Origin of the sequence: Pseudomonas sp. SbOxS1 (genome assembly GCF_013416725.1) — a bacterium.
In the GTDB taxonomy this organism is placed as follows: Bacteria; Pseudomonadota; Gammaproteobacteria; order Pseudomonadales; family Pseudomonadaceae; genus Aquipseudomonas.
On record NZ_JAAVXC010000026.1, the window covers coordinates 59,934 to 83,910 of the forward strand.

Genomic DNA, 23,977 nt, shown 5'->3' on the forward strand with positions numbered 1-23,977 from the left:
CCATTCAATTTTTGTAGGAGCTGGCTTGCCAGCGAAGGCGTCCGTCCAGTCAATAAATGGGCCGTCTCACCCACCGCTTTCGCTGGCAAGCCAGCTCCTACAGGGATCGGGGCATGACAGCCATCGGATGCCAGGCCTAACTATGCGACCAACGATTGACTGTCGGCGGGTGTGCCCGCTTGCGAGGCGCGCTATACTGCCGCGCCTTTTTAGCGTCGCGCCAGCATGCCCGGCGTGCCTTGAAAGGTGCTTGCAACCGACCGATGCACCCAAGCTGCAAGCACCTTATTGAATGTTCCCGTCTTTTAGAGGAGCGCGACTCATGACCGTGATCAAGCAAGACGACCTGATTCAGAGCGTTGCCGACGCCCTGCAGTTCATTTCCTACTACCACCCCGTGGATTTCATCCAGGCGATGCACGAAGCCTACCTGCGCGAAGAATCGCCAGCGGCCCGTGACTCCATGGCGCAGATCCTGATCAACTCGCGGATGTGCGCCACCGGCCACCGCCCGATCTGCCAGGACACCGGCATCGTCACCGTGTTCGTGCGCGTAGGCATGGACGTTCGTTGGGATGGCGCCACCATGGGCCTGGACGACATGATCAACGAAGGCGTGCGCCGGGCTTACAACCTGCCGGAAAACGTCCTGCGTGCCTCGATCCTCGCCGACCCGGCGGGTGCTCGTAAAAACACCAAGGACAATACCCCGGCCGTTATCCACTACTCCATCGTTCCGGGTAACACCGTGGAAGTGGACGTGGCGGCCAAGGGCGGTGGTTCCGAGAACAAGTCGAAAATGGCCATGCTCAACCCGTCCGACTCGATCGTCGACTGGGTTCTGAAGACCGTTCCGACCATGGGCGCCGGCTGGTGCCCACCGGGCATGCTCGGTATCGGCATCGGCGGCACCGCCGAGAAAGCCGCGGTGATGGCCAAGGAAGTGTTGATGGAATCCATCGACATTCACGAGCTCAAAGCCCGCGGCCCGCAGAACCGCATCGAAGAAATGCGCCTGGAGCTGTTCGAGAAGGTCAACCAACTGGGCATCGGCGCCCAGGGCCTCGGTGGCCTGACCACAGTGCTCGACGTGAAGATCATGGATTACCCGACCCACGCCGCGTCCCTGCCGGTGTGCATGATCCCGAACTGCGCCGCCACCCGTCACGCGCACTTCGTGCTCGACGGTTCCGGCCCGGCCTCCCTGGAGGCGCCGCCGTTGGACGCCTACCCGGAAATCGTCTGGGAAGCCGGCCCGTCGGCCCGTCGCGTCAACCTCGACACCCTGACCCCGGAAGAAGTGCAGAGTTGGAAGCCGGGCGAAACCGTCCTGCTCAACGGCAAGATGCTCACCGGTCGCGATGCTGCGCACAAGCGCATGGTCGAGATGCTGAACAAGGGTGAAACCCTGCCGGTGGACCTGAAAGGTCGCTTCATCTACTACGTCGGCCCGGTCGATCCGGTGCGCGAAGAAGTGGTTGGCCCTGCCGGTCCTACTACCGCAACGCGTATGGACAAGTTCACCCGCCAGATCCTCGAGCAAACCGGCCTGCTGGGCATGATCGGCAAATCCGAGCGTGGCCCGACCGCGATCGACGCGATCAAGGACCACAAGGCCGTTTACCTGATGGCAGTGGGCGGCGCGGCTTACCTGGTGGCGCAAGCGATCAAGAAATCCCGCGTGGTGGCATTCGCTGAACTGGGGATGGAAGCCATCTACGAGTTCGACGTGAAAGACATGCCTGTGACTGTTGCAGTCGACAGCAAGGGCGAGTCGGTACACATCACCGGTCCTGCCATCTGGCAGCAAAAGATCAGTGAAAGCCTGGCGGTAGAAGTGCAGTAAAACGCACTGAAACCTCAAAAAACCGGCCGGTCGGCAACGACAGGCCGGTTTTTTTTGGCTGGTAACAAGCTGAAACGCCTGCAATCGACCATCACGGTAAAACCCGCGCCAGCGCATGGGTTCGGGCGAGAGATGACTGCCGTCCACATGGTATGGTGCTCCCCCTCATTTTCACCTGTTGTCCACTGCATGCTGCCGACTTCCCGATCCCTGCGCCTGGCGCTGTACACCGTGCTGATCATCGCCGGTGCCGCCATTGCTGCCACCCTGGCCATGCGCCACACCGTACGCCAATCCCTGGTCGAAGACGCGGCCCGTGCCAATCAGCAACTGGCGTTGTACGCCACGTCGCTGCATACCCTGATCGAACGTTACCGCGCCCTGCCCTCGGTGCTGGCGCTGGACCCTCAATTGCGTGACGCACTCAAGGGCCCGGTAAGCCCCGAACAACAGGAAGTGCTTAACCGCAAACTGGAAAAGATCAACGGGGCCGCCGAGTCCTCGACCCTGGAACTGCTCGATCGTACTGGCCTGGCCGTGGCGGCGAGCAACTGGCGTTTGCCCAGCAGTTACGTCGGTCATAACTACGGTTTTCGCCCCTACTTCAATCAGACCCGAACCCAGGGCACCGGGCGTTTTTATGCCGTGGGGGTGACCAGCGGGATACCGGGTTACTTCCTGTCCAGCGCCGTGACCAACGACGACGGGCAGTTTCTCGGCGCCATGGTGGTGAAGCTCGAGTTTCCCGAGCTGGAACGCGAATGGCGCCAAGGCAGCGACACGCTGCTGGTCAGCGATGCACGCGGGATTATCTTCATCGCCAATCAGCCGGGCTGGCGCTATCGCCAATTGAAACCGCTGAGCGACAGCGATCAGGCCGAGCTCAAGGCCACCCGCCAATACGACAAGCAGCCGCTGACACTGCTCGACTATCAATCGCTACGCCGTTTCGACGACAACAGCGAACTGGCGCGGGTCGACGGACCGGACGGCAAAACGGATTACCTGTGGGAGTCCCTGCCGCTGACCGCCGAGGGCTGGACGCTGCACCTGCTGCGTCGTCCGCAAGTGGCGTTCGAAGACAGCCGCAACGCCGCCCTCGCCGCGGCCGGCCTGTGGCTGACGCTGGTGTTCCTGCTGCTGTTCCTCAACCAGCGCTGGCGCCTGGCGAAAATGCGCCAGCGCAGTCGCGAAGAACTCGAACAGCTGGTGGAAGAACGCACCCGCGACCTGCGCACCGCCCAGGACGGTCTGGTGCAGTCGGCCAAGCTCGCAGCCCTCGGTCAGATGTCGGCGGCGCTGGCCCATGAAATCAATCAGCCGTTGACCGCCCAGCGCATGCAGCTGGCGACCTTGCGCCTGTTGCTCGAACACGGCCGGGTCGACGACGCCTACAAGGCACTCAAACCGGTGGATGACATGCTGACGCGCATGGCCGCCCTCACCGGCCACCTGAAAACCTTTGCCCGTAAAAGTCCCAGCGGCTTGCGCGAACGCCTGGACCTGGCGGCGGTGGTGGACCAATCACTTGAGCTGCTCGACACTCGCCTGCGCGACGAACAGGTCAGCACCGTGCTGCACCTGACCCGCCCGGCGTGGGTGCGCGGCGATGCGATTCGCCTGGAACAGGTGCTGATCAATCTGCTGCGCAACGCCCTGGATGCGATGCAGGATAAACCCTGCAAACGCCTGGAAATCCGCCTCGAAGCCGACGAACAACTGTGGCGCCTGAGCGTTATCGACAACGGTGGTGGCATCGCCGAAGAAAACCTGTCGAAGGTCTTCGATCCCTTTTTCACCACTAAACCGGTGGGCGATGGCCTGGGCATCGGTCTGGCCGTATCCTTTGCCATTGTTCACGAATCGGGCGGACGCCTGAGCGCCGATAATCACGACAACGGCGCGGTGTTCACACTCACCTTGCCTATCGATCCGGAGGCCCCTGGCACATGCTCAATTCAGTGATGGTGGTCGACGACGAAAGCAGCATCCGCAGCGCCGTCGAACAATGGCTGAGCCTGTCGGGCTTCCAGGTGCAACTGTTCAGCCGCGCCGATGAATGCCTGGCGCAACTGCCCGCGCATTACCCCGGTGTGATCCTCAGCGACGTGCGCATGCCCGGCATGTCCGGGCTGGAGCTGCTGGCCGAAGTCCAGCGCCGCGATGCCGACTTGCCGGTGATTCTGCTGACCGGCCATGGCGACGTGCCAATGGCGGTCGATGCGATGCGCGATGGCGCCTACGACTTCCTCGAAAAACCCTTCAGCCCGCAAACCCTGCTTGGCAGCCTGCGCCGCGCGCTGGACAAACGCCGGCTGGTGCTGGAAAACCGCGCGTTGCACGAGCAGGCCGACAACCGCGCCAAACTCGATGCGACGTTGCTGGGGGTGTCCCGAGGCTTGCAAACGCTGCGCCGGCAAGTTCTGGACCTGGCGGCGTTGCCGGTCAACGTATTGATCCGCGGTGAAACCGGCAGCGGCAAGGAGCTGGTTGCCCGCTGCCTGCACGACTTCGGCCCACGCGCCGCTAAACCCTTCGTCGCCTTGAACTGCGCGGCCATCCCCGAACAACTGTTCGAGGCCGAGCTGTTTGGCCACGAAAGCGGCGCGTTCACCGGCGCCCAGGGCAAGCGGATCGGCAAGCTCGAATACGCCGATGGCGGCACGCTGTTTCTCGATGAAATCGAAAGCATGCCCCTGGCGCAGCAGGTGAAATTGCTGCGGGTGTTGCAGGAGCAGAAGCTTGAGCGCCTGGGCTCGAACCAGAGCATTCGTGTGGATTTGCGCATCATCGCCGCGACCAAGCCGGACCTGCTCGACGAGGCACGGGCCGGGCGTTTTCGCGAAGACCTGGCTTACCGCTTGAACGTCGCCGAATTGCGCCTGCCACCGTTGCGCGACCGTCGCGAAGACATTCCGTTGTTGTACGAGGCCTTTGCCCAGAGTGCCGCCGAGCGCCTGGGACGCACCTTTGCACCGTTGAGCGGGCCGCAGTTGAGCCATCTGTTAAGTCACGACTGGCCAGGCAATGTGCGCGAACTGGCAAACGTGGCCGAGCGCCAGGTGTTGGGCCTTGGCGAGCCTGTACCGGCGGGCATCGAGCCGGGTCAGTCTCTGGCAGCGCAGCAGGAAGCCTTCGAAGCGCAGTGCCTGCGCGCCGCGTTGACCCGGCACAAGGGTGATGTGAAAGCGGTGCTCGAAGAGCTGCAACTGCCACGCCGCACGTTCAATGAAAAGATGCAGCGGCATGGACTGACCCGCGAGATGTTCCTGCAAGAGAACTGATTCTTGCAGTGCTTCTACTGGCCTCATCGCGAGCAGGCTCGCTCCCACATTGAGCTGCGTACACCGGCCCCTTGTGGGAGCGAGCCTGCTCGCGATGAGGCCGGTACACGCAAAGCAACTTCAGGAACTGTTAAGCGGTTTTTCGCTCACACCCTCTCCAGAATAAGCGGATTTCCGCTCACAAAAACCTCAAACCCCCTCTAAACCGGCCCTCTCCCTCTTGGCACAGCTCCTGCTATAGCCCCCGCAGGCTGCGTTTATGCGCGCTCCACAAAAAATAATTAGACGAAGGATCCTTCAATGGATAACTCCAATACCCTGCCCCGTGGGTCGGTTGCCGCGCCGACAAAAGAACGAACCACCTCCAGCCGCATCAAATCGATCTTCAGCGGCTCCGTCGGCAACATGGTCGAGTGGTATGACTGGTATGTCTACGCCGCTTTCTCCCTCTATTTCGCCAAGACCTTTTTCCCCAAAGGCGACACCACTGCACAACTGCTGAACACCGCTGCGATCTTCGCCGTGGGCTTCCTGATGCGCCCTATCGGCGGATGGCTGATGGGCCTGTACGCCGACAAGGTCGGACGCAAGAAGGCCCTGATGGCCTCGGTGTACCTGATGTGCTTCGGCTCGCTGCTGATCGCCCTGAGCCCAGGCTATGAAATCATCGGTATCGGTGCGCCGATCCTGCTGGTGTTCGCCCGCTTGCTGCAAGGCCTGTCGGTCGGTGGCGAATACGGCACCTCCGCCACTTACCTCAGCGAGATGGCGACCAAGGAACGTCGTGGTTTCTACTCCAGCTTCCAATACGTGACCCTGATCTCCGGTCAGCTCATCGCCTTGGCCGTACTGATCATCCTGCAAAACGTACTGACCACCGAAGAGCTGTACGCCTGGGGCTGGCGCATTCCGTTCGCCATCGGCGCGCTGTGTGCCGTAGTCGCGCTGTACCTGCGTCGTGGCATGGAAGAAACCGAGTCGTTCACCAAGAAGGAAAAGGCCAAGGAAAGCGCGATGCGCACCTTGATGCGCCATCCAAAAGAGCTGTTGACCGTGGTCGGCCTGACCATGGGCGGCACCCTGGCGTTCTACACCTACACCACCTACATGCAGAAATACCTGGTGAACACCGTCGGCATGAGCATTTCCGACTCCACCACCATCTCTGCCGCCACACTGTTCCTGTTCATGTGCCTGCAACCGATCATCGGTGGCCTGTCGGACAAGATCGGCCGTCGTCCGATCCTGATCGCCTTTGGCGTACTGGGCACGATTTTCACCGTGCCGATCCTCACCACCCTGCACACCATCACGACCTGGTGGGGCGCGTTCTTCCTGATCATGGCGGCACTGATCATCGTCAGCGGCTACACCTCGATCAACGCAGTGGTCAAGGCCGAGCTGTTCCCGACCGAAATCCGCGCCCTGGGCGTTGGCCTGCCGTACGCCCTGACCGTGTCGATCTTCGGCGGTACCGCTGAATACATCGCGCTGTGGTTCAAGAGCATTGGCATGGAAACCGGTTACTACTGGTATGTCACCGCGTGCATCGCCGTGTCGTTGCTGGTGTATGTCACCATGAAGGACACCCGTAAGCATTCGCGGATCGTCACTGACTGACAGCCGCATCGAGGTCGGTCATACCGGCCTCTTCGCGAGCAAGCCTCGCTCCTACAGGTTTGAGTCGATCACAAATGTGTGAACGGCATCGAACTGTAGGAGCGAGGCTTGCCCGCGAAGGGGGGCACCTCGGTATCAAGTCAACTCGGCTGCCGACTGTTTCCCGTACTTGTTCTGCGCGTACGAAGCCCCCGCAATCATCACCACCAGAATCCCCGCCAACACCAGCGATGAACCGATAGTGCCGAAGTCCAGGCCACCCTTTTCATGGGGCTTGGTCAGGAAATCACCCAGCGTCGCGCCGAACGGCCGGGTGAGCACGAACGCCACCCAGAACAACAGCACCGACGAAATTTTCGTGAAGTATTTGAGCAGCACGACCAACGCAATGGTCGAGCCGATCAACAGCGCGCCACCGGCAAAGCCAAGGCCCGAATCATCGGCCAGGTAATCGCCAAGCGCGGTGCCCAGGGTGTTGGAAAACAGAATCGCCATCCAATAAAACATCTCGCCACGGAACGTCTGGACCTTGGTCACGTTCAGCGAATCGCCGCTCAGGCGCCAGGCGGCAAAAATCCCTATCAAAATCGCAATCAGGATCATCGAGCCCGTGGCGTAGCCCAACTCAAGAGTGCGGTCCATGAAGTCGGACATGGTGGTGCCCGCCGTGCTGGTCGACAGGATCACGATCCAGTACAGCACCGGCTTGTAGGTTTTGGCCATCAATTGCGTAACCAGTGTCAGCACAAACACGCTGATCAATATCAGCGAGCTGATGGCATAGCCTACGTTGAGGGTCATCGACAGCAAATCTCCGGCGGTTTCCCCCAGAGTCGTCGCGCAGATTTTCATCACCCAGAACGCCAGGGTGATTTGAGGAAGTTTATTCATCGGGGATAGAGCTCCAGTATTCATGACGACCCTTTCTTCGGGTTATGCCGCGGTGCGCAGACTGGAGGTCAGTGGGTGAAAAATGGGTAGGCGCTTTATGAAAAATCTGTCACACGGGCAAAAGAGCGGATTAATCACGAGTTAATGCGCTCCCCTCATCCTGAACCTGCCTGATCGATTAACTGCCATGCGCCCATTCAAACCTTGAAAGCGCTGACGTCTATTGGCGTTAACATCTACTTAATCGATTGTTTTTAGCATTATTTTGCGCTTTTTAATCAGTTTAATTGGCGTAGCATGAAACCCATGCCCAAGAGACAAAACGCCAAAGAACCTGGAGAAATGAAGATGAAAACCAAACTGTTCCTCGCCATCGCCCTGTCCGTACTGGCCGCCAACACCTTCGCCGCCGACGGTTACGACCGTACTGGCTCCGCTGTTGCAGCAGACGGCTATGACCGCACGGGTTCCGCCACAGTCGCCGCGGATGGCTACGACCGCACTGGCGGCGCCACCGTTGCCGAAGATGGTTACGATCGTACTGGCGGTGCTTCCGTCAGCTAATCCGCAAAAGCGGCACCAAAGCCCGGCTTCGGCCGGGCTTAGTCATTTCTGGGGTACACAAATGCCGGGTTTAACCACAGAACCTGTGGGAGCGAGCCTGCTCGCGATAGCGGATTGAAATTCACCATTGATGTTGACTGACAGATTGCAATCGCGAGCAGGCTCGCTCCTACAAGTAATTCATCTGACTGGAAATCAGCGGCCCGCCCTTGCACTATGGCGCTCCTCCGATTCACGCCTTCAGGAAGACCGGCCATGCCCGACGACATCCACTATTACGAACCCGCGAACGGCCACGGCCTGCCCCACGATCCGTTCAACGCGATCGTCGGCCCGCGTCCCATTGGCTGGATTTCTTCACAGGATGCCGAAGGCCACTTGAACCTGGCGCCCTACAGCTTTTTCAACGCCTTCAACTACATCCCGCCGATCATTGGTTTTTCCAGCATTGGGCGCAAAGACAGCCTGAACAACATCGAACAGACCGGCGAATTCGCCTGGAACCTGGCCACCCGGCCATTGGCCGAGCAGATGAACCAGAGCTGCGCCGCTGTCGGTCCGCAGGTCAATGAGTTCGAATTGGCCGGGCTGACAACCGTCGCCTCGAAAGTCATTGCAGTGCCACGGGTCGCCGAAAGCCCGGTGTCCTTCGAATGCAAGGTCACCCAGATCATTCAGCTGCAGCGGGCGGACGGAAATGTGGTGCCGAGCTGGCTGATTCTCGGCGAAGTGGTCGCCGTGCACATCGCCAAGTGGCTGTTGAAGGATGGGGTGTACGACACCGCCGCGGCAGAACCGATTCTGCGCGGCGGCGGGCCAGCGGATTATTTCCAGCTGGGGCCTGAGGCGTTGTTCAAGATGTATCGCCCGGGGGCGGTGAAGTAATTACCAGAGCAGGTCGGCGTCTTCTTTGACGTCCTTGAGGCGGGTCAGCTCTTTGGCGGCCGCCAGATCGGCGTCGTGAGCGGTCTTGAAGGTCTGGCCTTCCAGTACTTTGTGAAAACGCGGGGCGCCGGAACCACCCAACGCTTTGACGGCGATTGCGGCATGGTAACCACCCTCGCCCGGTACTACGGCTGAAACGGCTTCGAAGTGTTCAAAGGCTTTGCGTGCCATGTCGCGCATCCTGGCTGGTTGAGAATGCTGCCATTAAACCCTCAACCGGCCAGTTTGTGTACCGCTGCACCGGACTGACGCAACGCCTGCGCCGCCGACACCTCCTTGAAGGTGTGAAAATCCAGGCTGTCGACCACCAGTTCCTGCACCAGCTCGGCAAAAACCTCCATGGCCGGCGTGCTGAAGTACGCAGTCATGGCCTGCTGATTGGCCCAGAAGCCGGAAACCAGCCACAACTGCGGGTCGCATTGCGAGTGCTGCAAGGCAAAGCTCAGGCAGCCTTTCGCTGCGCGGGACGGCTCGATCAAGGCGCTCAGGCGCACACCCAGCTCTTGAGAGCGCCCGGGGCGCGCCCGGACAAAGGCCATATGACTGACGGGGATCTGCTTTGACATGTTCAACCCTCCCAGGGAGTCGCGTGGCAGCCAGGGGACGGGCTGCGACAGGATCCAAGATTAAAGGCTGGCACGCGCCTGTCGTTAGTCGATTCCTGCCGCTGCGTTGCACGATCCTGCGAGACTGAGCGGGCAGCCGGTAACAATGCGTAAAACGCTACCAATGTTCTGCCCTGCGAGTTTTGTGTAGGAGCAAGCTTGCTCGCGATGGTCGTCAACGATAACGCTGGAAACCTGATACCCCGCGTCGCTCTCGGGTTCATCGCGAGCAGGCTCGCTCCTACAGGGGGTTGGCAGTCTGCCTGGGCGCTGAGCATGCGCAGAAATAGAAGCCACCCCGTGCAGAATCAGGCAAGCATCAGGCAGGATGTGTCTACCGCTGTTGCTTGCACAAACATATGCTCTGCCCCATCACCCATGCCTTGCCGAGGATGCCTTGCATGTCGTCTCTCGATCACTTTTCACAGCCGCCGCAAGCCCCGCTGGACGCCGACATGGAAAAGCAGCGCGCGGAACTGGCGGCGATCATCCGCCGCAACACCGCCGAAGATGGCACTTATGCCACCGCTGTCGGCTCGCTGTTCATGTCGCGCCACAGCCAGAATCACGATTTCGCCCCGGTGCTTGCACAACCGGCGCTGTGCATCATGGCCCAGGGTCGCAAGGAAGTTCGCCTGGCCGACGAGTACTTCAATTACGACCCGCTCAATTACCTGGTGGTCTCGGTCTCGATGCCGCTCAGCGGGCGGGTGGTGAATGTTTCGGTAGAGGAGCCGATCCTCGCGGTGCGGCTGGACATCGACCCGGCGGAAATCACCGCGCTGATAGCCGACGCCGGCCCGCTCGGTTTGCCCACCCGGCCGACCGGGCGCGGCTTGTATGTTGAACAACTCGACAGCGCAATGCTCGATGCCGTGCTGCGCCTGGCGCGGTTGCTCGACACCCCGAAAGACATCGCCATGCTCGCACCGCTGGTTCGCCGGGAAATTCTCTACCGGTTGCTACGCAGCAAGCAGGGGCACCGGCTGTATGAAATCGCCATTGCCAACAGCCAGAGTCACCGCATCAGCCAGGCGATCAAGTGGCTCAATGGCAACTTCGAGCAGCCGCTGCGCATTGACGATCTGGCGAAGGAAGTGAACCTGAGTGTGTCGACCCTGCACCATCGCTTCAAGGCGATGACGGCGATGAGTCCGTTGCAGTATCAGAAGCAGCTGCGCCTGCAGGAGGCGCGGCGCCTGATGTTGGCCGAAGGGCTGGAAGCTTCGGCGGCGGGGTATCGGGTGGGGTATGAAAGCCCTTCGCAGTTCAGCCGGGAGTACAGCCGATTGTTCGGGGCTCCGCCGCTTAGGGATTTGGCTCGGTTGCGGTCATCGGTCTGATCTGGAATTTGCGTTGTTGCCGATGACGCTTTCGCTGGCAAGCCAGCTCCTACAGGGATATCACGAGCCTTGTAGGAGCTGGCTTGCCAGCGAAGGGGCCAGCAAGGCCAACATCAAATCAGGATCAGGCACCGAGTACGCGGCAAGCCTCCGCCGGCAATGTCACCGACACCGGATGCCCAACGCTTAAGCCAATCCCCTGACACGGCGTGCTCAGCGCCGTAAACGACACCCCGGAACACTCCACCGTGGTCTCGATGGTCGCGCCGATATCGCGTACGAACGTCACCTTGCCCAGCAAGCGGTTACCCGCCGTGGCCTGCGGCGCCGACAGTTGCAGGTCTTCCGGGCGAATCAGCATCTTCACTTTTTCACCGACCACAATGCTGCTGCAGATCGGTACTTGCAGCGCATCGCCGCCCGGCAGGCTGACCTTGCCGTTGCCCAGCGCCGTGGCCGGGAAGATGTTGCCCGAGCCGATGAAGTCCGCAACGAACTCGTTGGCCGGGTGGCGGTAGATCTCGATCGGCGTACCCACCTGCTGCACCCGGTGCTCGCCCAGCACGACGACGATATCGGCCATGGTCATGGCCTCGCGCTGGTCGTGGGTGACCATGATGGTGGTGATGTTCAGGCGCTGTTGCAGTTGACGGATTTCCACCTGCATCGATTCACGCAGCTTGGCGTCCAGCGCCGACAGCGGTTCGTCGAGCAACAGGATTTTCGGGTGATTGGCAATCGCCCGGGCAATCGCCACGCGCTGACGCTGGCCACCGGAGAGTTTCGCCACCGGCCGATCAATCATCGGTTGCAGCTGGATCAACTCCAGCAACTCCACCACCCGCGCCTGCTGATCAGCCTTGCTGACCCCGCGCAGTTTCAGTGGATAAGCAATGTTCTCGCCCACGGTCATGTGCGGGAACAGCGCCAGGGACTGGAACACCATGCCGAAATTACGCAGGTGCGCAGGCGTTTGGCCGATGTCCTCGCCATCCAGGCGAATCTCGCCGCCGGTCAGGGTTTCCAGCCCGGCGATCATCCGCAGCAAGGTGGTTTTGCCACAGCCCGAAGGCCCGAGGAAACACACCAGTTTGCCCTCGGGCAAATGCAGGTTCACATCTTTTACCGCGCAGGCCGAGCCGTAGTGTTTCTCGACGTTTTCCAGAATCAGACCAGACATAAAGCACCTCAAGAAATCAGAACGAAACGCCACCTTCACCGACCAGCTTCTCCAGCGCCCAGATCAGGACGAAGTCGATCAGCACGATCAGCACGGCAAACGAAAATACGGTGGGGTCGAGGGAAGACACGGTGCGGCTGTACATCCAGATCGGCACGGTCATCACATCGATGGTGTAGAGGAAATAGGTCACGGTGAATTCGTTGAACGAGACGATGAACGCCAGCAGCATGCCCGCCAGGATCCCCGACTTCATCAACGGCACCACCACGTCGACAATCGCCCGCAGCGGTGAAGCGCCGAGCATTTGCGCGGCCTCCTCGACTTCGCTGCCAATCGAGAGCATGGCCGCCGTGCAGTTCTTCACCACGAACGGCAACGCCAGGATCACGTGGGCGATCACCAGCCGCGAGGTGGTCATCTGGAACGGCAGGCTGTCGAACACCAGCAGCAACGCCAGGCCCAGCACCACCATCGGGAACACCAGGGGCAGCGACATCAGTTGCAGTGCCACCGCCTTGCCACGGAACTCGCAACGGGTCAGCGCATAGGCCGCCGGCACCGCGATCAGCGTGGCGAAGACCATGGTCAGGCACGAGACCATCAGGCTGGTGGTCATGGCCTTGCCCAGGCTCAGCACATCGCTGGCATCCGGTGAGACGAAGGTGTGCCAGGCCGCCTTGTACCATTGCAGGCTGTAGCTGCTCGGCGGAAAGTCGAGGTTCGACGCGCCGCTGAAGGACATGACGATCATGGTCAGGATCGGCAACACCGCCAGCAGCAGGATGAAGCCCGAGAGGATGCCGGCGAACTTGCCGGTATCACCTGGCAACAACGACTGGCGCTTCTTGATCAGGGTACTCATTGCGAAGCCTCCAGCATGCGCCGACGACGGCCAGTGATGTATTCGGACAGGGTCATGATCGCGAGGGTCGTGACGATCAGCACTACGCCAGCGGCGGATGCGGCGGGCCAGTTCATCAGCGGGGCGATCTGGTCATGCACCATCACCGCCAGCATCGGCACGCGACGGCCGCCAAGCAGCAAAGGCACCACGAAGCTGCTGGCGTTGTAGGCAAATACCAGCGTCGCACCGGTGATGATCCCCGGCAGGCTCATCGGCAGCACCACCTGGCGGAACACCTGCAGGCGACTGGCGCCGAGGGTGGCGGCGGCTTCTTCGTAGCTGCGGGCGACGCCGCGCATGGCGCTGGCAATCGGCAGCACGGCCAGCGGGAAGGCGGTTTGCACCAGGCCCATCAACACGCCGTTCTGGTTGTACAGCAACATGATCGGACGCTTGATCAGGCCCAGGCCCATCAGTGCCTGGTTGAGCATGCCGCCGGGACCGAGGATCACCAGCCAGCCGTAGCTTTGCAGCAGCAGGTTGACCAGCAACGGCAACAGCACCGCGGCGAGGAAGATCCGCCGCACGAACGGCGAGGTCAGGCGGGACATGGTGTAGGCCACCGGGATCGCCAGAATCACCGCGATCACCGCGCTGATCAGCGCCAGGCGCAGGGTCAGCATCAGCGATTTGAGGTAGTAGGGTTCGAGCAATTGGGCGTAACTGGCCAGGCTGAACCCGGACCATTCCGCGCCTTTGGTACCCACGCTCATGCGCAGCACCAGCAGGCTGGCGGCGATCAGCACGCCCAGAAACAGCATCGACGGGGTGAGGAAAAACCAGGCACGGGCCGTCGGCGAAACACCCCGATTCGGGCGCGGCTCAGCGACGCTGACCGAATGGGTCAAAGGTTGGTGTTCCATAGCAAAGGGTCTCGTCAATGGAAAGCAGCTGGCGAACACAGGACCTCAGGCCACCCCGGCCCCTTGTAGGAGTGAGCCTGCTCGCGATGGCGATCTGTCAGCCAACATTGTGGGTAAATGTCAGTGCGCAATCGCGAGCAGGCTCACTCCTACAGGGATCTTCAGTGTTTGAAGATCCTGTGTAGGTCACTCGATCAGGAAGAAAAGATTTCCGTGTAACGACGAATCCATTGGTCATGCACGGTGGCCAGGAAGGCGTTGTCGTGCATGATCGCCTTCTCGGCAATCTGCTCAGGCGTGAGGATGAACGGGCTCTTGCGTGCTTCGGCGGAGATGATCGCCTTGGCGTTGACCGGGCCGTTGTAGATGTCTTCAGCCATCTTGCCCTGCACCAGCGGGTCCAGGGAGTGGTTGATGAACGCGTAGGTCAGGTCGGTATCGCCAGGACGATTCTTCGGCATCACCGAGAGCATCAGGTCGGTGTAGAAACCTTCCTTCATGCCGAAGGTGGCACCCAGGCCGTAGTTCGGATCGCGGATCTGTTTCGGGAAGAAGGCCGGTGCGTACAGGCCACCCATGTCCAGGGAACCGGTGCGGAACAGCTCGGCGATCTGGTTCGGGTTCTCGCCCAGGGTCACCACACGATCCTTGAGCTCGGCGAGTTTCTTGAAGCCAGGTTCAATGTTGTGCTCGTCACCACCGGCCAGTTTGGCGGCGATGATGATCAGGTCCATGGCCTCGGTCCAGTTTGGCGGCGGCAGGAAGATGTTCGGCGACAGGTCGGCGTCCCACAGGGCGGCGTAGCTGTTCGGCGCTTCCTTGATGGTGCGCGTGCTGTAGACCAGGCTGTTGCACCAGAGCAGGTAACCGATGCCGTGGCCATTGGCGCCAGTGCGGTATTTTTCCGGTACGTCGACCAGGTTGGGAATGCGGTTGAGGTCGGGTTTTTCCAGCAGGTTGGCGGCGGCCAGGCCTTCGGCACCGACGCCGGCCAGGGTGATGATGTCGTATTGCGGACGATCCCCGCCGGCCTTGAGTTTGGCGACCATTTCCGAGGTACTGCCGGTGCGGTCGGCGATGACCTTGCAGCCGTACTTGTCTTCAAAGGTCGCGGCGATGTTGCGCAGTGCAGCCAGGCCGGTGTCGTCGGACCAGGTCAACAGGCGCAGGGTCTTGCCTTGAAAGCGGGTGTCGCTGGCATTGGCCTTGACGAACGGCAGGCTCATGGCCGCCGCGGCAACCGAGGCTACGCCCACGGTCTTGATGAATTGACGTCTGTTCAGATCATGCTCGCCCATTACGGACTCCCTTTGTTTTTGTAGGTATAAGGCAGGTCGAAACTGTTGCATCCGCGCGGCTGGACCCGCGTTACCCCTCGTATTTTCGAGGGCTTTACTGAGCCAGCGGGTTCATCCTGAGGTCGTGTAAAACACCTGACTATCGATAAAAATTCATTGAAGCCATGACGCCGGCGCATGCCTCACCAGGAGGCATGCGTTGACCTTTTTCGGGCCTTCAGACGGCGCGAATCACGTGTTTGATTTCCTGGAAAGCCTGCAAGCCCCACGGCCCCAATTCGCGGCCGATGCTGCTCTGCTTGTAGCCACCCCAGGCGGTCTGCGGGAAGATCACTTGCGGCGCATTGATCCATACAAGCCCCGCCTGCAAGGCGTTGGCGACGCGGTCGGCCGTTTCGGCGTTACGCGTAACGACGCTGGCGACCAGACCGAACTGGCTGTCGTTGGCCAGGGCAATCGCTTCGGCTTCCGAGGCAAAACGGCGTACGCAAATCACCGGACCGAAAATCTCTTCGCACCACAGCGCACTGTCCAGAGGCACGTCGGTGAAGACGGTCGGCTGCAAAAAATATCCGCGCGGCAGGTCTGCCGGACGATTGCCGCCGCAAACCAGTTTGGCGCCAGCGCTCAAACCGCGATCGATGTGGCCGAGCACACGCTGGTACTGCGCCTGGTTGACCAGCGCGCCCATTTCCACGTTCGGGTCGAACGGGTCGGCCACGCGAATGGCTTCGGCGCGGGCCTTCACACGGCTGAGGAACTCATCGGCCAGCTCATCGGCGACCAGCACGCGGCTGGTGGCGGAGCACATCTGCCCGGCATTGAAGAAACCGCCACCGCAGGCCACTTCCACCGCCAGGTCGAGGTCGGCATCGGCCAGCACCAGCAAGGAGGATTTGCCGCCCAGTTCCAGGCTCACGCCTTTGACCGTTTCCGCCGCCCGTTGCATGACCTGCACGCCCACCGCGTTGCTGCCAGTGAACGACACCTTGGCGATACGCGGGTCCGCCGACAGCGGTGCACCAACGGCCAGGCCGGTGCCGCACACCAGGTTGAACACACCGGCCGGCAAGCCGGCCTGGGCAATGATCGTCGCCAGTTCCAGTTCCGGCAGCGGCGTCACTTCCGAGGGCTTGAGCACCACGCAGCAACCGGCGGCCAGGGCCGGGGCGAGTTTCCATGCGGTAGTGACCATCGGGAAGTTCCACGGCACGATCAGGCCGACCACACCGCAAGGCTCACGACGCAGGCGCGCACTGAAATCGTCGGTCGGCAGTTCAACCGGGCTGTCCTGTTTCGCGTCCAGGCCTTCGGCCAGGCCGGCGTAATACTCGAACGTGGCGATCACGTCGTCGACGTCGATGGCCGCTTCGAACAATGGCTTGCCGTTGTTGCTCGACTGCAAGTGCATCAGTCGCTCGCGACCGGCCTGCACGCCCTGCGCAATCTTGCGCAGGATCGCACCGCGCTCGGCGCCGCTGGTTTGCGACCAGGCGGCGAAAGCCTTGGTTGCCGCGCCCACGGCCAGGTCGACGGCGCGTTCGTCACCGCCGTTGACCGTGGTCAACAGCGCTTCGGTGGCCGGGTTGATCACGCGCAAGTGTTCGTTGCCCGCCGACCATTTACCCTCGATGAAAAGGCCATCCAGAGTCGTCGGAAAAGTCGTGGAAACGCTCATTTCGACACCGCCTTCGTCCACTCGGTCTGATCGATTTCAATCAGGGTCGGCCCCTGGCGATCGGTGGCCACACGCAATGCCGTACGCAGTTGCTCAACACCGTTGACCGCCTCGGCGGCGCAACCCAAAGCCTTGGCCACACCGATGAAGTCCGGGGTGTAGATGTCCACGCCCACCGGCTCGATGGCACGGTTGACCATGTACTTCTTGATCTCTTCGTAACCCTGGTTATTCCACAGCAGCACGATCACCGGGGTGCGCGCTTCAACGGCGCTGGCCAGTTCCGGCAGGGTGAACTGCAGGCCGCCGTCGCCGATCAGGCACACCACTGGCGGACGTGCGCCGCCTTCGACGGTGCCGCCCAACCAGGCGCCGATCGCCGCCGGCAAGGCATAACCGAGGGTGCCGTAGCCGGTGGAGGAGTTGAACCAGCGACGCGGGCGTTCCGGGTTGAAGGTCAGGTTGCCGGTGTACACCGGTTGGGTCGAATCGCCGACGAATACTGCGTTCGGCAGTTCGTGCAGGACGGTTTCCAGGAAACGGGTCTGGGCCAGGGTCGGCGCATCCCAGGTGGCGGCCAGTTCTTCGCGCAAGCGGGCGGCGCGCACCTGGCCCCAATCGTTGCGGCGCTCGGCCAGCGGCTTGTGCGACAGCGCGCTGAGCAAGGCCTGGGCGGCGTTGCGCGAGTCGGCGACCAAGGCCACGTGTGGCGGGTAGTTGCGTACGGTCTGGTCCGGATCGATGTCGACGCGCAGCAGCTTGCCAGGAATCTCGAAACCACCGGCGAAGGTCACGTCGTAGTCGGTTTCAGCCAGCTCGGTACCGATGGCCAGCACCACGTCGGCCTCGGCGACCAGTGCGCGCGTGGCGACCAGGCTCTGGGTCGAACCGATCAGCAGCGGATGAGCGGAGTGCAGCATGCCCTTGGCATTGATGGTCAGCGCGACGGGCGCGTCCAGCAGTTCGGCCAGTTCAGTCAGCTCGGCGGCGGCATCGATGGCGCCACCACCGGCGAGGATCAACGGACGCTTGGCGTCGGCCAGCAGCTCGGTCATGCGGCTCACGGCGGACGGTGCGGCACCGGCGCGGTCGATGTTTACCGGGATGCTGGCGAGCAGGTCGTCGGCTTCTTCAACCAGAACGTCCAACGGAATTTCGATGTGCACCGGACGCGGACGACCCGCCTGGAACAGCGCGAAGGCACGGGCCAGCACGCCCGGCAACTCGGACGCCGACATCAGGGTATGGGAGAACGCCGCCACGCCGCCGACCAGTGCGCTTTGGTTCGGCAGCTCGTGGAGCTTGCCGCGACCGCCGCCCAGCTGGTTGCGGGTCTGTACGCTGGAGATCACCAGCATCGGGATCGAGTCGGCATACGCCTGGCCCATTGCCGTGGTGATGTTGGTCATGCCAGGGCCGGTGATGATGAAGCACACACCCGGCTTGCCGCTGGTGCGGGCATAGCCGTCAGCCATGAAGCCGGCGCCCTGCTCGTGACGCGGGGTGACGTGGTTGATGCTCGAACGGGCCAGCCCGCGATACAGCTCCACGGTGTGAACCCCGGGAATGCCGAATACCTGCTCGACTCCGTAACCTTCGAGTAACTTGACCAATACTTCGCCGCACGTCGCCATGTCATTGCCCTTCTTGTTCGTTTGAGACGCCGGGCCTGCGCAGTGTTTATGATGGATTCGCAGGTCCAGGGATGGCCTCATTGGAACGGGCGACACATAGCCGCAACAATGGATAAAAAGTCATACTAGCCATGTCCTCACGTCATACCTTGGATCCCAATGAAACGACTGCCTCCCCTGCCGGCGCTGCACACATTCCTGATTACCGCGCAGTGCTGCAATTTCACCCGTGCTGCCGAACAGCTGTTTATCACCCAGGGCGCGGTGAGTCGGCAGATCGCCGGGCTGGAAGATTTCCTCGGTTATGAATTGTTCATCCGCCAGGCCCGAGGCCTGGACCTGACCGCCGAAGGACGGGAATGGCTACCACGGGTCCAGCAGATTTTCGGCCTGATCGACGAGGCGGTGGAGCAGATCGGCGAGAAGCGCGAAACCTTGCAGCTCAAGGCCCCGACCTGTGTCATGCGCTGGTTGCTGCCACGCCTGTTGCAATGGCAAAGGGAACGCCCGGACGTGCCGGTGGAGCTGACCACCACGGTCAAGCACGGCGTGGATTTTCATCGCGAACAGTTCGATGCGGCAGTGATGTATGGCGCGCCGCCGGACGGCTTACTGGTGTCGCAAAAACTCTTCGATGAGCAACTGACGCCGGTGTGTTCCAAGCCATTGCTCGAAGGTTCGGTGCCGCTCCAGTCGCCGGAAGATCTGGAGCAGCACATGCTCCTGCACCCGACCCGGGATGAACGGGACTGGAAGGCCTGGCTGGCCACTGCGGATATTCGCCTGAGCAATGTGAGCAAGGGCCAGCATTTCGAAACCCTGGACCTGGCCATGTCGATGGCCTCCCAAGGCACAGGCGTGGCGATCGGTGACTGGTCGTTGATCGGCGATGACCTGAGTGCCGGGAGGCTGGTCATGCCCTTTGAATTGAAGGTGAAAACCGGGCTGGCGTATTACCTGGTTTTCCCGGAGAAGCCTGCGCCTTCGCCGAAGTTGCGCGAGTTGATGGGGTGGTTGGTGGAGCAGGCGCAATCACGGTGATCAAAAACCTGTAGGAGCGAGCCTGCTCGCGATGGACGTTAACGATGACGAGGGCTGCCTGATTCAACGCGGTGCCCCTACCACCATCGCGAGCAGGCTCGCTCCTACAGGAGATCAGTGAGCTCAATACCCGACGGTAAACCGCTGGCGAGATTGCTTCGGCGCTTCGATTTCATCGAGCATCGCAATCGCATAATCGGCGAACGTGATCCAGCTACGCCCCGCGCTGCTCACCAGCAAATCATCCTTGCCGACCCGAAAAGCCCCGGTACGCTCACCTTCGACAAACTCCGCCGACGGCGACAAGAAGGTCCAGTCCAGATCCTTTTCCTGACGCAGCTTTTCCAGGAACTCGGCACCCGCGCCCGCTTCTGCCTTGTACTCCGCCGGGAAGCCTGCGCTATCGATCACCCGGGTACCGTCCGGCAACAACAGTGAACCGGCACCGCCCACCACCAGCAGGCGTTTGACCCCGGCCTGTTTCACCGGCCCGATGACGGCACTGGCAGGCAGTGTCGCGAAATGCGCCGCGCTGATCACTACGTCATGGCCGGCGATTGCCGCCTGCAACGCGGCGGCATCCAGCGCATCGACAGCCTTGCTCACCACACCCTCACGCGCGCCGATCTTCGAGGTGTCACGGGCAATGGCGGTAACGCTGTGACCGCGACGCAGGGCTTCTTCCAGCAGTTGGCTACCGGCACGACCGGTGGCACCGATGATTGCGATTTTGCTCATAGCGTTCTCCAGTTGGGTTGGGTCAGACATGATCGTTCCCACGCTCTGCGTGGGAATGCAGCCCGGGACGCTCTGCGTCCCATTGGAACGCGGAGCGTCCCTTGAGGCATTCCCACGCGGAGCGTGGGAACGATCATCTCGATGGCGAAAATTCATTCACCCCACTTCATCTCGCCCTTGGCGACCTTGGCGCTCAGCTCCAGCGAGCTTTCCTCGCCCAGTGCCGGGAAGCGTTTTTTCATGGCCGCGATCAGTGCCGCCGAATCCTTGGCCTTGGCAGCTTCTTCGTCGAAGGCCTTGATGTAATCGGCGGTGAACTGCACGGCAGCCAGGGAGCGACCACTCTCGCCGAGGTAATGCCCCGGCACGACGGTGTTCGGCTTCAGGGTTTCGATCGAATGCAGCGTAGCCAACCAATCGGCATGGGACTGCGCGGTCTGGGTGTCGGCCATCCACACGTGGATGTTTTCTGCCACGACCACACCACCCACCACGGCCTTGATCGACGGAATCCACACAAAGCTGCGATCCGGTTGTTTGCCTTGCAGACCGAGCACCTGCAACTTCTGCCCTTCGAGCATCAGGCTGTCGCCCTTGAGCACATCCGGCACGATGGTTTTGGCGGGTGCGTCAGCCCCAAGCTTCGGTCCCCAGAACGCCAGTTTGCCGTCGACGGTGTGCTTGATGTGATCGACGGTCGGCTGTGAAGCGAGCACTTTGGCCTTGGGGAAAGCAGCCGTCAGGGTATCGAGGCCGAAGTAGTAATCCGGGTCGCCATGGCTGATGTAGATGGTGGTCAGTTGCTTGCCGCTGGCGCGGATTTTTTCCACCACTTGCGCGGCCTGGGACTTGCCGAACTGGGCGTCCACCAGGATCGCCTCTTTTTCGCCGCTGACCAGTACCGAAGTCACCGGGAATATCGCTTTATCGCCGGGGTTGTAGACATCCAGCGTCAATGTCGACGCGGCGGCGTGGGCGGCGAAACCGAGGGCGGTGGTCGCCAGCAAAACGCGCTTGAGTGTGGTGAAACCGATCATCTGATGCTCCGTGGTTCGCGGGCCAGGCTTGGCTGATAGGGGACAGAGCTTAGTTGCCTGCTTCAGTACAAAAAATGCGATGATCGAACATAGTTTGTTTCTGAAATCGGGCAAATCATGGATCGTCTACACGCTATGCGGGTGTTCGTCACGGTGGTCGATCTCGGCAGCCAGTCGGCCGCCGCCGATCACTTGGAGCTATCACGACCGGTGGTTTCGCGCTATCTGGCGGAACTGGAAAACTGGGTCGGCGCACGCCTGATGCACCGCACCACGCGCAAATTGAGCCTGACCGCCGCCGGCAGCGAAATGCTGCCCCGCTGCCGGCAGATGCTCGATCTGTCCACGGACATGCAAGCGGCCGTCAGCGTGCCGCACGATGCACCCCGTGGCCTGCTGCGAATCAGCGTCAGCACCTCGTTCGGCCAGGCGCAACTGGCCGATGCCATGGCGGCCTTCGTCAAGCGCTACCCGGGTGTCAGCATCGACATGCAGATGCTTGACCGCACGGTGAACCTGGTGGATGAGCGCATCGACCTGGCCATTCGCACCAGCAATGACCTGGACCCGAACCTGATCGCCCGGCGACTGACCGTCTGCCGCTCAGTGATCTGCGCCTCCCCCGCTTACCTGCGCGAGCACCCGACGCCCCGGCGGGTCGAAGACCTGAGCCTGCACAATTGCCTGACCCACTCCTATTTCGGCAAAAGCCTCTGGCATTTCGAACAAGACGGCGAGCAGGTGTCGGTGCCGGTGCAAGGCAACATCAGCGCCAACGAAGCCAGCACATTGCTGCGCGCAGCCATGGCCGGCGCCGGGGTGGCGATGTTGCCGACTTATCAGGCGGGTGTGCATATCCACAGCGGCGAACTGGTTCGCCTGCTGCCCCATGCCGAACCCCGGCAGATGAACGTGTACGCGGTGTACGCCTCACGCAAACACATGCCATCGGCGCTGCGCTGCCTGCTGGATTTTCTGGTGGTGAGGTTTCCCGAAGAACCGGCGTGGGACGCAAACCTGTAGGAGCTGACCTATGCTCAAGGTAGTACCGAAGGGTATTCGTTCAGAGGTCTACGCCATGAACATCAAAACAAGAAGGTACCTCGCCATCTTCATCACCTGCGCGGTCACGCTCGGGCTGTATGGCGCTGCCGCCTGGCGCGTCGAGCAGTTGCGCAACCTGCCCCGGGAATCCGCCAGCTGCAATTTCGAGCGTTGCATTCCGCACAACGCGACCCTGAACGCCCTGCGCTAACGGACGGGTCAGGCCTCGTTGTCCTGATCGGCCTTCAAGCGGTCGCGGAACGCCTTTGGCGAGATGCCCACGCGGCGCCGGAACAGGCGCGTGAAGTTGGTCGGATCAGAGAACCCCAACATGTCGGACATTTCATAAATGGTCATGCTGGTGTAGGTCAGCAGGCGCTTGGCCTCCAGCAACTGCCGTTCGTGCATGATCTGCAACGCCGGTTGCCCCGCCAGCTCACGGCAGGTGCCATTGAGGTGAGAGACCGAAATCCCCAGCCGATGGGCCAGGTCTTCAACCTTGACGTGCTGGCGATAGGTTTCTTCCACCAACTGAATGTAGCCATTGAGGTATTCCCGCGCCCGCTGCGGTCGTTGGCTGGCTGAGCGGCGCTGGATCACCTGGCGGCTGACCCACACCATGATCACGCTGACCAGCGAATGCATGAGCATTTCCCGCGCCGGTTGGTGGCTGGTGTATTCGTTCTGCAACGCGCTGAACAAACTCTTGAGGTACTCGGCGTCCTGGCCCGCCGGGTAGCTCTCGGCCTGGGCCAGGGCATTCACCGAATGCCCCAGTTGCGCCTGAAGATGCGCGATCAGCGGTGCCGCGAGGGTAACCACGAACCCCTCGACATCTTCGCTGAAGCGAAAGCCATGCACCGACAGCGGCGGCAGGATCTGGATTGCCGGCTCGGTCAGTTGCGTACGTTTACCTTCGATTTCAAGCTCTGCCTGACCTTTGAATACGAAGAGCAACTGACATAAATCGGCGTGGCGGTGAGGTTTGATTTCCCATTGATGTTCGCGACTGCGTTTGGAAATGGTTTCACAGTGCAGCAAGTCCGGGGTCGGCCAATCCAGGCTTTCACCGTAGAGCTTGAACACCGGAATCGAAGGCAGGTCAGGCTTGTTCATCACTTCAATCCAGGTTTCGGAATGGACGACGGGCGCTAATCGCACCGATTGGCAGAATGTACAGCTATCCACTCAGTTTTCACCTTCAATTGACCGACCCGCAAGTGAAAAATGCAAGCTTTCGATCCATAAAAACCATTTACCAGCCTTGATCGCCTGCGATCTGCAAGCGCTGGCCAGTGGCAAAACGGTGATGATTGACGGCCAAACCGAAGTCACCCGCGACCTGATGGCCGCTCGTCAGGTCGAAGCTTTGCAAACGATTTACCAGGCCTTCCATATGAGGCTATCGAATAGCTTCCTATCGACTTACACTGACGAGTATCCAGCTCGCCTTGCCTCT

At 61.2% G+C, this 23,977-nt stretch carries 23 protein-coding genes; 10 read left to right on the top strand and 13 right to left on the bottom strand.

The genetic code is table 11. The features are described from left to right. Window positions 1-322 precede the first annotated feature (322 nt). The 4 genes from HFK74_RS21245 (at window position 323) to HFK74_RS21260 (ending at window position 6,750) form a co-directional block, all read left to right on the top strand. On the top strand, window positions 323-1,846 hold the full coding sequence (locus HFK74_RS21245; protein ID WP_008061943.1) for a fumarate hydratase: 1,524 nt from the start codon (window positions 323-325) through the stop codon (window positions 1,844-1,846). Window positions 1,847-2,035: 189 nt separating this feature from the next. Continuing rightward, window positions 2,036-3,811, top strand: a complete 1,776-nt coding sequence (locus tag HFK74_RS21250) for an ATP-binding protein (RefSeq protein WP_180205209.1) — start codon at window positions 2,036-2,038, stop codon at window positions 3,809-3,811. Beyond that, window positions 3,796-5,130: a sigma-54 dependent transcriptional regulator gene (locus HFK74_RS21255; RefSeq protein WP_180205210.1), complete on the top strand. Its 1,335-nt coding sequence runs from the start codon at window positions 3,796-3,798 to the stop codon at window positions 5,128-5,130. The genes HFK74_RS21250 and HFK74_RS21255 overlap by 16 nt, the downstream gene beginning before the upstream one ends. A gap of 300 nt (window positions 5,131-5,430) precedes the next feature. Beyond that, window positions 5,431-6,750 carry an MFS transporter gene (locus HFK74_RS21260; protein WP_180205211.1) on the top strand — a complete coding sequence of 440 codons (1,320 nt, stop codon included), beginning with the start codon at window positions 5,431-5,433 and terminating at the stop codon, window positions 6,748-6,750. Between the two features lie 135 nt (window positions 6,751-6,885). On the opposite strand, the gene HFK74_RS21265 is transcribed toward HFK74_RS21260, so the two are convergent. After that, window positions 6,886-7,641 (bottom strand): hypothetical protein, encoded by a 756-nt coding sequence (locus tag HFK74_RS21265; protein ID WP_180205212.1) that lies wholly within the window; start codon window positions 7,639-7,641, stop codon window positions 6,886-6,888. A 348-nt stretch (window positions 7,642-7,989) separates the two neighbouring features. Here HFK74_RS21265 and HFK74_RS21270 point away from each other — a divergent pair, with 348 nt between their 5' ends. Beyond that, window positions 7,990-8,205, top strand: coding sequence for a hypothetical protein (locus HFK74_RS21270; RefSeq protein ID WP_008061934.1), 216 nt, complete (start codon window positions 7,990-7,992; stop codon window positions 8,203-8,205). Window positions 8,206-8,460: 255 nt separating this feature from the next. Then, window positions 8,461-9,090 (top strand): flavin reductase family protein, encoded by a 630-nt coding sequence (locus HFK74_RS21275; protein WP_180205213.1) that lies wholly within the window; start codon window positions 8,461-8,463, stop codon window positions 9,088-9,090. On the opposite strand, the gene HFK74_RS21280 is transcribed toward HFK74_RS21275, so the two are convergent. Both HFK74_RS21280 and HFK74_RS21285 read right to left on the bottom strand, forming a co-directional pair. Further along, window positions 9,091-9,321, bottom strand: a complete 231-nt coding sequence (locus HFK74_RS21280) for a hypothetical protein (RefSeq protein ID WP_008061930.1) — start codon at window positions 9,319-9,321, stop codon at window positions 9,091-9,093. A gap of 41 nt (window positions 9,322-9,362) precedes the next feature. Then, window positions 9,363-9,716 carry a putative quinol monooxygenase gene (locus HFK74_RS21285; protein WP_180205214.1) on the bottom strand — a complete coding sequence of 118 codons (354 nt, stop codon included), beginning with the start codon at window positions 9,714-9,716 and terminating at the stop codon, window positions 9,363-9,365. Between the two features lie 440 nt (window positions 9,717-10,156). Here HFK74_RS21285 and HFK74_RS21290 point away from each other — a divergent pair, with 440 nt between their 5' ends. After that, on the top strand, window positions 10,157-11,098 hold the full coding sequence (locus HFK74_RS21290) for an AraC family transcriptional regulator (RefSeq protein WP_180205215.1): 942 nt from the start codon (window positions 10,157-10,159) through the stop codon (window positions 11,096-11,098). 124 nt (window positions 11,099-11,222) lie between these two features. On the opposite strand, the gene HFK74_RS21295 is transcribed toward HFK74_RS21290, so the two are convergent. The 6 genes from HFK74_RS21295 to HFK74_RS21320 all read right to left on the bottom strand — a co-directional run bounded on the left by HFK74_RS21295 (window position 11,223) and on the right by HFK74_RS21320 (window position 18,658). Then, window positions 11,223-12,278, bottom strand: a complete 1,056-nt coding sequence (locus HFK74_RS21295) for an ABC transporter ATP-binding protein (RefSeq protein WP_180205216.1) — start codon at window positions 12,276-12,278, stop codon at window positions 11,223-11,225. Between the two features lie 16 nt (window positions 12,279-12,294). After that, a complete protein-coding gene (locus tag HFK74_RS21300; protein WP_180205217.1) occupies window positions 12,295-13,143 on the bottom strand; it encodes an ABC transporter permease in 849 nt (282 codons plus the stop codon). Then, window positions 13,140-14,048, bottom strand: a complete 909-nt coding sequence (locus HFK74_RS21305; RefSeq protein WP_008061922.1) for an ABC transporter permease — start codon at window positions 14,046-14,048, stop codon at window positions 13,140-13,142. Before HFK74_RS21305 ends, HFK74_RS21300 begins: the two co-directional genes overlap by 4 nt. 194 nt (window positions 14,049-14,242) lie before the next feature. After that, the gene (locus HFK74_RS21310; RefSeq protein ID WP_008061921.1) at window positions 14,243-15,346 is read right to left on the bottom strand and encodes an extracellular solute-binding protein; all 1,104 of its coding nucleotides are present in this window, start codon (window positions 15,344-15,346) and stop codon (window positions 14,243-14,245) included. 217 nt (window positions 15,347-15,563) lie between these two features. Then, window positions 15,564-17,024: an aldehyde dehydrogenase family protein gene (locus HFK74_RS21315; RefSeq protein ID WP_180205218.1), complete on the bottom strand. Its 1,461-nt coding sequence runs from the start codon at window positions 17,022-17,024 to the stop codon at window positions 15,564-15,566. Continuing rightward, on the bottom strand, window positions 17,021-18,658 hold the full coding sequence (locus HFK74_RS21320) for a 5-guanidino-2-oxopentanoate decarboxylase (RefSeq protein ID WP_180205219.1): 1,638 nt from the start codon (window positions 18,656-18,658) through the stop codon (window positions 17,021-17,023). Before HFK74_RS21320 ends, HFK74_RS21315 begins: the two co-directional genes overlap by 4 nt. 159 nt (window positions 18,659-18,817) lie before the next feature. Here HFK74_RS21320 and HFK74_RS21325 point away from each other — a divergent pair, with 159 nt between their 5' ends. Further along, complete coding sequence (locus HFK74_RS21325; RefSeq protein ID WP_180205220.1) at window positions 18,818-19,699, top strand: LysR substrate-binding domain-containing protein; 882 nt, start codon at window positions 18,818-18,820, stop codon at window positions 19,697-19,699. A gap of 123 nt (window positions 19,700-19,822) precedes the next feature. Here HFK74_RS21325 and HFK74_RS21330 read toward each other — a convergent pair whose 3' ends face one another. Together HFK74_RS21330 and HFK74_RS21335 are read right to left on the bottom strand one after the other, a co-directional pair. Next, window positions 19,823-20,437 carry an NAD(P)-dependent oxidoreductase gene (locus tag HFK74_RS21330; RefSeq protein ID WP_180205221.1) on the bottom strand — a complete coding sequence of 205 codons (615 nt, stop codon included), beginning with the start codon at window positions 20,435-20,437 and terminating at the stop codon, window positions 19,823-19,825. 152 nt (window positions 20,438-20,589) lie between these two features. Further along, window positions 20,590-21,474: an MBL fold metallo-hydrolase gene (locus tag HFK74_RS21335; protein WP_180205222.1), complete on the bottom strand. Its 885-nt coding sequence runs from the start codon at window positions 21,472-21,474 to the stop codon at window positions 20,590-20,592. A gap of 117 nt (window positions 21,475-21,591) precedes the next feature. On the opposite strand from HFK74_RS21335, the gene HFK74_RS21340 reads away from it, so the two are divergent. After that, window positions 21,592-22,497, top strand: coding sequence for a LysR family transcriptional regulator (locus HFK74_RS21340; protein WP_218953772.1), 906 nt, complete (start codon window positions 21,592-21,594; stop codon window positions 22,495-22,497). A 10-nt stretch (window positions 22,498-22,507) separates the two neighbouring features. Continuing rightward, window positions 22,508-22,729: a hypothetical protein gene (locus HFK74_RS21345; RefSeq protein WP_180205170.1), complete on the top strand. Its 222-nt coding sequence runs from the start codon at window positions 22,508-22,510 to the stop codon at window positions 22,727-22,729. 8 nt (window positions 22,730-22,737) lie between these two features. On the opposite strand, the gene HFK74_RS21350 is transcribed toward HFK74_RS21345, so the two are convergent. Both HFK74_RS21350 and HFK74_RS21355 read right to left on the bottom strand, forming a co-directional pair. Beyond that, entirely contained in the window at window positions 22,738-23,634 is an 897-nt protein-coding gene (locus HFK74_RS21350) for a helix-turn-helix domain-containing protein (protein WP_180205223.1), read from the bottom strand. A gap of 139 nt (window positions 23,635-23,773) precedes the next feature. Continuing rightward, window positions 23,774-23,914, bottom strand: a complete 141-nt coding sequence (locus HFK74_RS21355; protein ID WP_180205224.1) for a hypothetical protein — start codon at window positions 23,912-23,914, stop codon at window positions 23,774-23,776. Window positions 23,915-23,977: the final 63 nt, after the last annotated feature.